The sequence below is a fragment of the Streptomyces sp. BRA346 genome, assembly GCF_052851135.1.
In genome coordinates, this window is record NZ_JAIWIH010000005.1 from 445,223 (window position 1) to 456,999 (window position 11,777).

The 11,777-nt window shown below is 72.0% G+C and carries 8 protein-coding genes and 2 pseudogenes; all 10 read left to right on the top strand.

The annotated features are described in order from the left end of the window. Positions 1 to 14: 14 nt before the first annotated feature. The 10 genes and pseudogenes from LCH29_RS08715 to hpnH all read left to right on the top strand — a co-directional run bounded on the left by LCH29_RS08715 (position 15) and on the right by hpnH (position 11,772). Positions 15 to 950, top strand: coding sequence for an ABC transporter permease (locus LCH29_RS08715; RefSeq protein ID WP_446461121.1), 936 nt, complete (start codon positions 15 to 17; stop codon positions 948 to 950). Continuing rightward, positions 943 to 1,749, top strand: coding sequence for an ABC transporter ATP-binding protein (locus LCH29_RS08720; protein ID WP_446461122.1), 807 nt, complete (start codon positions 943 to 945; stop codon positions 1,747 to 1,749). The genes LCH29_RS08715 and LCH29_RS08720 overlap by 8 nt, the downstream gene beginning before the upstream one ends. Positions 1,750 to 2,223: 474 nt before the next feature. Continuing rightward, a complete protein-coding gene (locus LCH29_RS08725) occupies positions 2,224 to 2,964 on the top strand; it encodes a TetR/AcrR family transcriptional regulator (RefSeq protein ID WP_039936968.1) in 741 nt (246 codons plus the stop codon). A 368-nt stretch (positions 2,965 to 3,332) separates the two neighbouring features. After that, positions 3,333 to 4,244: a squalene synthase HpnC gene (gene hpnC, locus LCH29_RS08730; RefSeq protein WP_446461290.1), complete on the top strand. Its 912-nt coding sequence runs from the start codon at positions 3,333 to 3,335 to the stop codon at positions 4,242 to 4,244. After that, positions 4,241 to 5,191, top strand: a complete 951-nt coding sequence (hpnD, locus tag LCH29_RS08735; RefSeq protein ID WP_446461123.1) for a presqualene diphosphate synthase HpnD — start codon at positions 4,241 to 4,243, stop codon at positions 5,189 to 5,191. Before hpnC ends, hpnD begins: the two co-directional genes overlap by 4 nt. Positions 5,192 to 5,246: 55 nt before the next feature. Then, positions 5,247 to 6,680, top strand: a pseudogene (hpnE, locus tag LCH29_RS08740) (hydroxysqualene dehydroxylase HpnE); the annotation flags it as partial. Between the two features lie 432 nt (positions 6,681 to 7,112). Beyond that, positions 7,113 to 7,991 (top strand): annotated as a pseudogene (locus LCH29_RS08745) (polyprenyl synthetase family protein); the annotation flags it as partial. Positions 7,992 to 8,115: 124 nt separating this feature from the next. Next, complete coding sequence (shc, locus tag LCH29_RS08750; protein ID WP_446461124.1) at positions 8,116 to 10,059, top strand: squalene--hopene cyclase; 1,944 nt, start codon at positions 8,116 to 8,118, stop codon at positions 10,057 to 10,059. Further along, positions 10,059 to 10,805, top strand: coding sequence for a phosphorylase family protein (locus tag LCH29_RS08755; RefSeq protein ID WP_446461125.1), 747 nt, complete (start codon positions 10,059 to 10,061; stop codon positions 10,803 to 10,805). Before shc ends, LCH29_RS08755 begins: the two co-directional genes overlap by 1 nt. Beyond that, positions 10,756 to 11,772, top strand: coding sequence for an adenosyl-hopene transferase HpnH (gene hpnH, locus LCH29_RS08760; RefSeq protein WP_446461126.1), 1,017 nt, complete (start codon positions 10,756 to 10,758; stop codon positions 11,770 to 11,772). The genes LCH29_RS08755 and hpnH overlap by 50 nt, the downstream gene beginning before the upstream one ends. The last annotated feature ends 5 nt before the right edge of the window (positions 11,773 to 11,777 follow it).

Genomic DNA, 11,777 nt, shown 5'->3' on the forward strand with positions numbered 1-11,777 from the left:
CGAAAGTGTCAACTGTGAGCGAGACTACGCACGACAGTGCGGTCGCCGTGAGTGCTCCGCCCTCACCCGACGACGGCCTGTCCCCGGCCGAGCTGGCGAAGAAGTACGGGCTGTCGGTGAGCGGCGCCCGGGTGGGCCTCGGCGCGTACATCCGCCAGATCTGGGGCCGGCGCCACTTCATCCTGGCCTTCTCGTCGGCCAAGCTGACCGCGCAGTACAGCCAGGCCAAGCTGGGGCAGGTGTGGCAGGTCGCGACGCCGCTCCTGAACGCGCTGGTGTACTACCTCATCTTCGGGTTGCTGCTGGGCACCAATCGCGGAATGTCGCGCGAGGTGTTCATTCCGTTCCTGGTGACGGGTGTCTTCGTCTTCACCTTCACCCAGAGCTCGGTCCTCGCCGGTGTGAGGTCCATCTCGGGGAATCTCGGTCTGGTCAGGGCCCTGCACTTCCCACGCGCCTCGCTGCCGATCTCGTTCTCGCTCCAGCAGCTCCAGCAGCTGCTGTTCTCGATGATCGTGCTGGTCGTCATCATGGTCGCGTTCGGCAGCTACCCCGGTCTGTCGTGGCTGCTGGTGATCCCGGCGCTGGCGCTGCAGTTCGTGTTCAACACCGGTCTCGCGCTGGTCGTCGCCCGCATGGGGGCCAAGACGCCGGACCTCGCGCAGCTGATGCCGTTCCTCCTGCGGACGTGGATGTACGCGTCCGGGGTGATGTTCAGCATCCCGCACATGCTGGCGGACAAGCAGGTGCCCGGCTGGGTCACCGACGTCCTGCAGTGGAACCCGGCGGCCATCTACATGGACCTCATCCGGTTCGCCTTGATCGACGGGTATTCCGGAAAGAACCTGCCGGACCATGTCTGGGCCTTCGCACTCGGCTGGGCGGTCCTGGTCGGCTCGGCGGGCTTCGTGTATTTCTGGAAGGCGGAGGAGCAGTACGGCCGTGGCTGAACAGACACTCGAAACCATCGAGCCGACCACGCCCGCCGGGGCGCGCGTGCCCACCGTCATCGCCGATGACGTCCACATCGTCTACCGCGTCAACGGCGGGCCCAAGGGCAAGGGCAGTGCCACCGCCGCCCTGAGCCGCATCATGCGCCGCAAGGGCGCCCCCGGCATGCGCGAGGTGCACGCCGTGCGCGGCGTCACCTTCGTGGCTTATCGCGGCGAGTCCATCGGCCTGATCGGCTCCAACGGTTCCGGCAAGTCGACCCTCCTCAAGGCCGTGGCGGGCCTCCTGCCCACCGAGCGCGGCAGCGTCTACACCGACGGCCAGCCGTCGCTGCTGGGCGTCAACGCGGCCCTGATGAACGACCTCACCGGTGAGCGGAACGTCATACTGGGCGGTCTGGCCATGGGGATGTCGCGCGAGCAGATCCGCGAGCGCTACGCGGACATCGTGGACTTCTCGGGCATCAACGAGAAGGGTGACTTCATCACCCTCCCGATGCGCACCTACTCCTCCGGTATGGCGGCCCGCCTCCGCTTCTCCATCGCGGCGGCCAAGGACCACGACGTCCTGATGATCGACGAGGCCCTGGCCACCGGTGACCGGAAGTTCCAGAAGCGCTCCGAGGCCCGCATTCGCGAGCTGCGCAAGGATGCCGGAACGGTCTTCCTCGTCAGCCACAACAACAAGTCCATCCGGGACACCTGTGACCGGGTGCTGTGGCTGGAGAAGGGCGAGCTGTTGATGGACGGCCCGACGGACGAGGTCATCAAGGCGTACGAGAAGGAGACCGGCAAGTAGCCGAAAACCCGCCGGGGGCCGGGGCCGCGAGGCGGTCCCGGCCCCTTGTCGTGCCCCGACCTGTGGAAAAGCTCACGCACTGTCACCCCGCCCCACTAAGGTGGTGGTCAGAGATTCATCGGGCTTACGGGGGGTGACGCATGCGACCGCTGCCGGGGATTGACCACCGCGGGCGAAGCGGAAGCTGTATTCCGCATCAGGGGAGGGACGTGGTGAACACACGTCCACCAGGGGCAATTTGGCCCCGCTGCCAGGGTGCGGGCGGGCCGTCCGGGGCGGCCCGGGGCACCGCGGCAGGCCGCCGACCGGCCGTCCCTCGGTTCCGGCCGCCGTCGCGCGGTCTCCCCGGGGGCCGTTCGCGGACCGTGAGTGACGCGGAGGTACCGCCGCTGCCGCTGTTCACTAAACGGAGGCGCTGTATCGTGTGCGTGTACGCCGGGTTGCCGAGCGGCGGGGTATGAGGGAGGGGGACGCGTGTCGCCAGGGGAAGCGCACGTCGCACCGTACTCACGGCGCGAGCGGTTGCGCATTGCGACCATCCGCGAGATCAAGGACGTCGCCCGGACGCTCCTGGTTCAGGAGGGCCCGGAGAATGTGACCATCCGGGCCATCGCGCGTGAGATGGGCATGACCGCGCCGGCCGTGTATCGCTACTTCAGCAGCAGGGACGCGCTGATCCTTCAGCTGCGGGTGGACATCTTCGCGGAAATGGCCCGCTACATGCGCGGGGTCATCGGGCAGCTCCCCGAGGGCGAGCCCGGCCGCAGACTGATCGGCGGCGCCCGGGCGCTGCGCGTCTGGGCCATCAAGCACCCGCATGAGTTCGGGCTCATCCTCGGACCCTGGGCCCCGGGCCTCGGGCGCGAGGAGACCAAGCCGGAGCGCACCATGGGCTGGGTCTTCGGGTCGGTCTTCTCCGACCTGGTTTCCGACCTGTGGCGGGTGCGGGGCTTCCCCGCCCCCGAGGAGGGCGAGCTGGAACCGGCGCTCGCCCGCCAGCTCGGGGCGCTCAGCGAGGACCAGGGCGTCGACATGCCGCCCGGGGCCATCGCCGTCATGCTGCGCTGCTGGGCGCGGCTGTACGGGGTGATCTCCATGGAGGCGCTGGGGCACATGTCGTTCGGGCTGTCGGAGGGGAAGTCGTTCTTCGAGTTCGAGCTGCGCGACCTGTGCACCATGCTCGACATCACCGAGTTCTACGACGAGGCCGCCTGACCCCGTCCCCGGGCAGGGCCGGGCGGTCCGGCAGGGTACGGGGCCGCTCGGGGTGTGGCCCCGTACGCGTGTGCGCCGAGGGGCGTAAGCTGTAGCAATGCCCAACCGGTTCATGTCGGACGTGTGCGGCTGTCCCCTGTTCGGGGGTGCGCGGCCGGACGCCGTTGACGTGTCGGCGCGGCGTGTCCGGATCGTGTCGGCCCTGGTAACCGGTGTAGAACGGGGGATGTGACGGCATTGGCTCCACGGCCCATCTCCAGTACGCCCACGGGCCCCGGTCACCGGGATCCGCGCGGCGTCGTGACCCTCGCCCGTACGCCTGGCTGTCCACGGTGACCGCGGAGGACGAGCGCAGCGGGTCCTCCACCATGTCGGGCAGCCTGAGCGGCGGACAGGACGCCGCGCGCGCCGTGCTCGACAAGGCCGCGCACGAGAACTTCCCCGTGGCCCCCTTCTTCGTCCCCCGCGCCTGGCGCGCCGACCTCATGGCCGTCTACGGCTACGCCCGGCTGGTCGACGACATCGGCGACGGCGATCTGCCGCCCGGCGGCGCCGACGCCGAGCTGCTGGGCCTCGACCGGTCCCTCGCCGACGACTCCGTAGCGATGCTCGACGCCTTCGAGGCCGACCTCGACCGCGTCTTCGACACCGCCTCCGCCGCGCCTCCCCGCCATCCGCTGCTGCGCGCGCTGCGCCCCACCGTCCGCCGCAACGGACTCACCCCGGCGCCCTTCCGCGGGCTGATCGAGGCCAACCGCCAGGACCAGCGGGTCCGGCGGTATGCCACCTTCCAGGAGCTGCTGGACTACTGCGAGCTGTCCGCCAACCCGGTGGGGCGGCTCGTCCTCGGCATCACCGGTACCGCCACCCCCGAGCGGGTCCGCCGCTCCGACGCGATCTGCACCGCCCTCCAGATCATCGAGCACCTCCAGGACGTCTCCGAGGACCTCCGCAGGGACCGCGTCTACCTCCCGGCGGAGGACATGAAACGCTTCGGGGTGACCGAGGCCGACCTCGCCGCCCCGAAGGGTGGCGCATCGGTGTGTGCCCTGGTCGCGTACGAGGCGGAACGCGCCCGAGACCTGCTGAATGAAGGCACCCCCCTGGTGGGTAGCGTCCACGGCAGGCTCAAGGTGTTGCTCGCCGGATTCGTGGCCGGGGGGCTGGCCGCCCTGCGGGCGGTCGCGGCCGCGGGACATGACGTACTCCCTGGACCGCCCAGGCCCACCAAGCTCAGCCTGCTGCGCGAGGTGGGGGCGACACTGCGAAGAGAGGGGTGAGCCGGACCGTGGACGGTTTTCCGCACGCGTCCGCGCCAGTGCTCGCGGCATACCGCTACTGCGAGGCCGTGACCGGGCACCAGGCCCGCAACTTCGCCTACGGCATCAAGCTGCTGCCCACCGAGAAGCGCCACGCCATGTCGGCGCTCTACGCCTTCTCGCGCCGCATCGACGACATCGGCGACGGCCCGCTGCCCGCGGACGCCAAGCGGGCCCGGCTCAACCAGACCCGCGCTCTGCTCGACCGGATCCGCGGCGGCGCGATCGAGGAGGACGACACCGACCCGGTGGCCGTCGCGCTCACCCACGCCTCCCGGCGCTTCCCGATCCCGCTCGGCGGGCTCGACGAGCTGATCGACGGCGTGCTGAAGGACGTGGCCGGGGAGACGTACGAGACCTGGGACGACCTCAAGGACTACTGCCGCTGTGTGGCGGGCGCCATCGGGCGGCTCTCCCTCGGCGTCTTCGGCACCGCACCCGGCGCGCGCGACGCCTCCCGCGCCCCCGAATACGCCGATACGCTCGGCCTCGCACTGCAACTGACGAACATCCTGCGCGACGTCCGCGAGGACGCCGCGACCGGCCGCACCTATCTGCCCGCCGAGGACCTCGCCAAGTTCGGCTGCACCACGGCCTTCCACACCTCGGTCGCCCCGGCCGACGCCGACCTCACCGGGCTGGTGCAGTTCGAGGTCCGGCGCGCCCGGGCGCTGTTCGCCGAGGGATACCGGCTGCTGCCCATGCTGGACCGGCGCAGCGGGGCGTGCGTGGCCGCCATGGCGGGCATCTACCGCAGACTCCTGGAGCGCATCGCCCATGACCCGGCGGCCGTCCTGCGCGGCCGTGTTTCGCTGCCGGGCCACGAGAAGGCGTACGTCGCGGTGCGCGGCCTCGCCGGGCTCGACACCCGCGCCGCCGTCCGCCGCGGAGCCGGGGGGATCCGGTGAGCCACGCAACCTCGCGGCCCGGCGCCGCGTCGTGTTCACCCGAGGGGGTGAACACATGACCGTCCGCACCGCACACTCCGCCGACCGGCCGGGGCCGGACCCGGCAGGCCGCCCCGAGGGGGCGGCCGCGCTTGTCATCGGCGGAGGGCTCGCCGGGACCACCGCGGCGCTCGCGCTCGCCGACGCCGGGGTGCGCGTCACGCTGGTCGAAGGGCGCCCCCGGCTCGGCGGGCTCGCCTTCTCGTTCCGCCGCCCCTCACCGGCCGGTGAGCTGACCGTCGACAACGGCCAGCACGTCTACCTGCGCTGCTGCACCGCGTACCAGTGGTTCCTGGACCGGATCGGCGCCGCCCGGCTCGCCCCGCTCCAGGGCCGGCTGGACGTGCCCGTCGTGGACGCCGCCGCGCGGCCCGGACGGCGGCTCGGGCGGCTGCGCCGCACCGGCCTCCCGGTGCCGCTGCACCTGGCCGCGAGCCTCGCCACCTACCCGCACCTCTCGCTCGCCGAGCGCGCCCTGGTGGGCCGCGCCGCGCTCGCCCTGGGGCGGCTCGACCCGCTGGACCCGGCGCTGGACGCGGAGGACTTCGCGGGCTGGCTGCGCCGCCACGGCCAGTCGCCGCGCGCCGTCGAGGCGCTGTGGGACCTGGTGGGCGTGGCCACCCTCAACGCCACCGCCGGAGACGCCTCGCTGGGCCTGGCCGCGATGGTCTTCAAGACCGGGCTGCTCTCCGAGGCGGGCGCCGCCGACATCGGCTGGGCGAGTGCCCCGCTCGGAGAGCTGCACGACACCCTCGCCCGTGCCGCCCTGGACGCGGCGGGCGTGACGACCGAGCTGCGCACCCGGGTGTCCGCCATCACCGCCGACGGGGGCCGCTGGACCGCGCACACCGACCGCGGCCCGCTGCACGAGCCGGTGGACACCGTGGTCCTGGCCGTACCGCAGCGGGACGCCCACGCCCTGCTGCCCGACGGCGCCCTCGACGACCCGGACCGGCTGCTGCGGATCGGCACCGCGCCCATCCTCAACCTGCACGTCGTCTACGACCGCACCGTGCTGCGCCGCCCGTTCTTCGCCGCGCTCGGCAGCCCCGTCCAGTGGGTCTTCGACCGCACCGACGCCTCGGGGCTGCGGGAGGCGCCGGGGGCCGGGGACAGCCAGTACCTGGCGGTGTCGCAGTCCGCGGCGCAGGACGACATCGACCGCCCGGTCGCCGAGCTGCGCGCCCGCTATCTGCCGGAGCTGGAGCGGCTGCTCCCGGCCGCCCGCGGCGCGGAGGTACGGGACTTCTTCGTCACCCGGGAGCGCACCGCGACGTTCGCCCCGGTCCCCGGCGTCGGCCGGCTGCGGCCGAACGCCCCCACCAACGCGCCCGGCCTCTATCTGGCCGGTGCGTGGACCGCCACCGGCTGGCCCGCGACCATGGAAGGCGCCGTGCGCAGCGGGCTCACCGCGGCCCGTGCGGCCCTCTCAGAACGAGGCCCTGTCCGGTGGATCTTCGCGGATCAGCCCGCGGCGTCTGGTGCGGTGGATCGCAAGGCGGAGGGTCGTCCTCGTACCGGGTCGTACTCGGACGAGCCCGACAACGCAGCGAGGCGCCGTACCAGGCGTCGCGGGCCCGCGAAGATCCGCCGGACAGGGCCTGGGCCGCCCACATGTGATTCCGCTTCCCGCCGTCGGCGGGGGGACGCCCAAGGAGGCGGCATGAGCACCACCACAGAAACCAGAGGAGAGACCGTGACCCCGGCGACCCCAGCTGTCGACTCCGCAGGCGTGCATGCGCTGCTGGAGCGCGGCCGTACGCTTGCCACGCCGGTGCTGCGCGCGGCGGTGGACCGGCTGGCTCCGCCCATGGACACCGTCGCCGCCTACCACTTCGGCTGGATCGACGCCGACGGCCGGCCCGCCGCGGGCGACGGCGGCAAGGCGGTGCGCCCGGCGCTCGCGCTGCTGTCCGCGCAGGCCGCCGGGGCGGACCCGGAGGTCGGGGTGCCCGGCGCGGTCGCGGTCGAGCTGGTGCACAACTTCTCGCTGCTGCACGACGACCTGATGGACGGCGACGAGCAGCGCCGCCACCGCGACACGGTGTGGAAGGTGCACGGACCGGCCCAGGCGATCCTGGTCGGGGACGCGCTCTTCGCCCTCGCCGGGGAAATACTGCTGGAGCTGGGCACCGTGGAGGCGGGCCGGGCCACCCGGCGGCTCACCTCCGCGACCCGCAAGCTGATCGACGGCCAGGCGCAGGACATCTCCTACGAGCACCGGGAACGGGTCACCGTCGAGGAGTGCCTGGAGATGGAGGGCAACAAGACGGGCGCCCTGCTCGCCTGCGCCGCCTCCATCGGTGCCGTGCTCGGCGGCGCCGACGACCGCACCGCCGACACCCTGGAGCGGTACGGCTACCACCTGGGGCTCGCCTTCCAGGCCGTGGACGACGTGCTCGGCATCTGGGGCGACCCGGTCTCCACCGGCAAGCAGACCTGGAGCGATCTGCGGCAGCGCAAGAAGTCGCTGCCCGTGGTCGCCGCCCTGGCCGCCGGGGGCCGTGCATCCGAGGACCTGGCCCAGATCCTCGCGGCCGACGCCCACAAGCCGGAGGACGAGTTCGCCGACTTCAGCGAGGAGGAGTTCGCCACCCGCGCCGCGCTGATCGAGGAGGCGGGCGGCCGGGACTGGACCTCGGCGGAGGCCCGACGGCAGTACGCGACGGCCATCGAGGCCCTCGACGAGGTGGACATGCCCGGCGAGGTACGAGACCAGTTCGTGGCGCTCGCGGACTTCGTCGTCGTCCGGGAGAGATGATCAATCACTGACCGCGCCTAGGCCCGTAGGAGTAGGACCAGGCTCGCAGTCGCCGGCCGGCACCAGCCCGGTGCCGGCCGACGGAGGCCCCAACGACGGCAGATCACACTGCAGAGGGGAAGCCATGACAGCGACAACCGTCCAACCGTCCGAGTCATCCGAGTCCGAGACGTTAGTGCTCGCCCGCAAGGCGACGGCCCGCGCGGTCCAGCACCTGCTCTCCCGCCAGGACGAGCAGGGCTGGTGGAAAGGCGACCTGGAGACCAACGTCACCATGGACGCCGAGGACCTGATGCTCCGGCACTTCCTCGGCATCCAGAACCCCGACGTGCTCGACGCCGCAGGCCGCTACATCCGTTCGCAGCAGGCCGCGGACGGCACCTGGGCCACCTTCCACGGCGGCCCGCCCGAGCTGTCCGCCACGATCGAGGCGTACGTCGCCCTCCGGCTGGCCGGTGACGCGCCCGACGCACCCCACATGGCGGCCGCCTCGGCCTGGGTGCGGAACAACGGGGGCGTCGCGAGCAGCCGCGTGTTCACCCGCATCTGGCTGGCGCTCTTCGGCTGGTGGCGCTGGGAGGACCTGCCCGAGCTGCCACCGGAGATCATCTACTTCCCGTCGTGGCTGCCGCTCAACCTCTACGACTTCGGCTGCTGGGCGCGGCAGACCATCGTGCCGCTCACCATCGTCTCCGCGAAGCGCCCGGTGCGCCCCGCCCCGTTCTCCCTCGACGAGCTGCACGCCGACCCGCGAAGACCCAATCCGCCGCGCCCCGCCGCCCCCCTCGCCTCCTGGGACGGCGCCTTCCAGCGGCTGGACCGGGCCCTCCACCTCTACCGCAAGGTGGCGCTGCGTCCGCTGCGCCGGGCCGCGCTGCGCTCCTGCGCCCGCTGGATCGTGGAGCGGCAGGAGAACGACGGCTGCTGGGGAGGCATCCAGCCGCCCGCCGTGTACTCCGTGATCGCACTCCACCTCCTCGGCTACGACCTCGACCACCCGGTGATGCGTGCCGGACTGGAGTCGCTGGACCGCTTCGCCGTGTGGCGCGAGGACGGCAGCCGCATGATCGAGGCCTGTCAGTCCCCGGTCTGGGACACCTGTCTGGCCGTCATCGCGCTCGCCGACGCCGGGCTCGCGCCCGACCACCCCGCCCTGGTCAAGAGCGCCGACTGGATGCTCGCCGAGCAGATCGACCGGCCCGGCGACTGGTCGGTCAAGCGGCCCCGGCTCGCCCCCGGCGGCTGGGCGTTCGAGTTCGACAACGACAACTACCCCGACATCGACGACACCGCCGAGGTCATCCTCGCGCTGCGCCGCGTCGACCACCCCCGGCCCGAGCGGATCGCGGCGGCCGTGCGGCGCGGGGTGCGCTGGACGCTGGGCATGCAGTCCCGGAACGGGGCGTGGGGCGCGTTCGACGTCGACAACACCAGCCCGCTGCCCAACCGGCTGCCGTTCTGCGACTTCGGCGAGGTCATCGACCCACCGTCGGCCGACGTCACCGCCCACGTCGTGGAGATGCTGGCCCACGAGGGCGGCGCCCGCGATCCGCGCACCCGGCGCGCCGTCGCCTGGCTGCTGGCCGAGCAGGAGCCCAGCGGCGCCTGGTTCGGCCGCTGGGGCACCAACTATGTGTACGGGACCGGCTCCGTCGTCCCCGCCCTGGTCGCCGCCGGGATCCCGGCCTCCCACCCGGCCGTCCGCCGGGCCGTGCGCTGGCTGGAGAGCGTGCAGAACGAGGACGGCGGCTGGGGCGAGGACCAGCGCTCGTACCCCGACCCCGAGTGGATCGGCCACGGCGCCTCCACCGCCTCCCAGACCGCGTGGGCGCTGCTGGCGCTGCTGGCGGCGGGGGAGCGGGAGAGCAAGGCGGTCGAGCGCGCGGTCGGCTGGCTCGCGGCCACCCAGGACCAGGACGGCTCCTGGGACGAGCCGTATTTCACCGGGACCGGCTTCCCCTGGGACTTCTCCATCAACTACCACCTGTACCGGCTGGTCTTCCCGCTCACCGCGCTCGGGCGCTATGTGAGCGGTGAGGCCACCGGCGCGCGGCCCCGGAGGACCTGATGGACTCCGGACCGGCCCCGGACACCGGCGCTGCCCCGCTGCTGATCGCCTGCGCGCTCGGCATCGAGCGGTTCGCGCTGCGGGGGGTCGGTCTCGGCGCGGCCGGTTCCGGGGCCGCCGCCGGGCCGGTGACGGTGCTGCGCACCGGCATGGGCCCCCAGGCGGCCGAGCGGGCGGTGAGCCGTGCGCTGGCCGGGGGGCCGGGCCGGGGCGTCCGTACCGCCGTCGTCGCCACCGGTTTCTGCGCCGGGCTGGCGCCGGGGATGCATCCGGGGGACCTGGTGGTGGCCGACGAGACCCGCGACCCGGCCGGTCGCACCCCGTGCCACGGCAGCCGGTTCCTCGCCGAGGCGCTGGCCCGCCACGCCCGGCGGGCCCGCGGCGGCGCCGGGCGCACCGTTCACATCGGGCCCGTCGCCGGATCCAACCATGTGGTGCGGGGTGCGGAGCGGGCCGAACTGCACGCCACCGGGGCCATCGCGGTGGACATGGAATCCGCCGCCACCCTGCGCAGCGCGGTGCGCGGCGGGGCACGCCCGGTTGCGGCCGTCCGGGTGATCGTGGACGCTCCTGAACATGAGCTGGTCCGCATCGGGACGCTGCGCGGTGGAATATCGGCTTTCCGGGTACTACGAACTGTTCTTCCCGCTTTCTTCGATTGGCACCGTTCCTCTTTCCTCTCAGGAGATGAGCTAGATGGCCATGCCGCTCCGCCAGACCATCCGGGTCGCGACGTATCTCTTTGACCAGAAGGTGCTCAAGCGGCGGGACAAGTTCCCGCTGATCGTGGAGTTGGAGCCGCTGTTCGCCTGCAATCTCAAGTGCGAGGGCTGCGGCAAGATCCAGCATCCGGCGGGGGTGCTCAAGCAGCGCATGCCGGTGGCGCAGGCGGTCGGCGCGGTGCTGGAGTCGGGTGCTCCGATGGTGTCCATCGCGGGCGGTGAGCCGCTGATGCATCCGCAGATCGACGAGATCGTCCGGCAGCTGGTGCAGCGGAGGAAGTACGTCTTCCTGTGCACCAACGCGATGCTGCTGCGGAAGAAGATGGACAACTTCACCCCCTCCCCGTACTTCGCTTTCGCCGTGCACATCGACGGGCTGCGCGAGCGGCATGACGCGTCGGTGGCGAAGGAGGGGGTGTTCGACGAGGCGGTGGAGGCGATCAGGGAGGCAAAGCGGCGTGGCTTCCGGGTCACCACCAATTCCACCTTCTTCAATACCGACACCCCGCAGACCGTCGTCGAGGTGCTCGACTTCCTCAATGACGACCTCAAGGTGGACGAGATGATGATCTCGCCCGCCTACGCCTACGAGAAGGCGCCCGACCAGGAGCACTTCCTGGGGGTGGAGCAGACCCGCGAGCTGTTCCGGAAGGCGTTCGCGGGCGGCAACCGCAGGCGCTGGCGGCTCAACCACAGCCCGCTCTTCCTGGACTTCCTGGAGGGCAGGACCGACTTCCCGTGCACCGCCTGGGGCATCCCCAACTATTCGCTCTTCGGCTGGCAGCGGCCCTGCTACCTGATGAGCGACGGCTACGTCCCCACCTACCGCCAGCTGATCGAGGAGACCGACTGGGACAAGTACGGCCGGGGCAAGGACCCGCGCTGCGACAACTGCATGGCCCACTGCGGCTACGAGCCCACCGCCGTCCTGGCCACCATGGGCTCGCTCAAGGAGTCGCTGCGCGCGGCCCGCGAGAGCGCCGTGGGCTGACACAC

Excerpts from the sequence above, each read along its gene's own strand:
- hpnC (WP_446461290.1), top strand. The coding sequence starts at position 3,333 with ATGTCGGGCAGCCTGAGCGGCGGACAGGACGCCGCGCGCGCCGTGCTC.
- shc (WP_446461124.1), top strand. The coding sequence starts at position 8,116 with ATGACAGCGACAACCGTCCAACCGTCCGAGTCATCCGAGTCCGAGACG.
- LCH29_RS08755 (WP_446461125.1), top strand. The coding sequence starts at position 10,059 with ATGGACTCCGGACCGGCCCCGGACACCGGCGCTGCCCCGCTGCTGATC.
- hpnH (WP_446461126.1), top strand. The coding sequence starts at position 10,756 with ATGGCCATGCCGCTCCGCCAGACCATCCGGGTCGCGACGTATCTCTTT.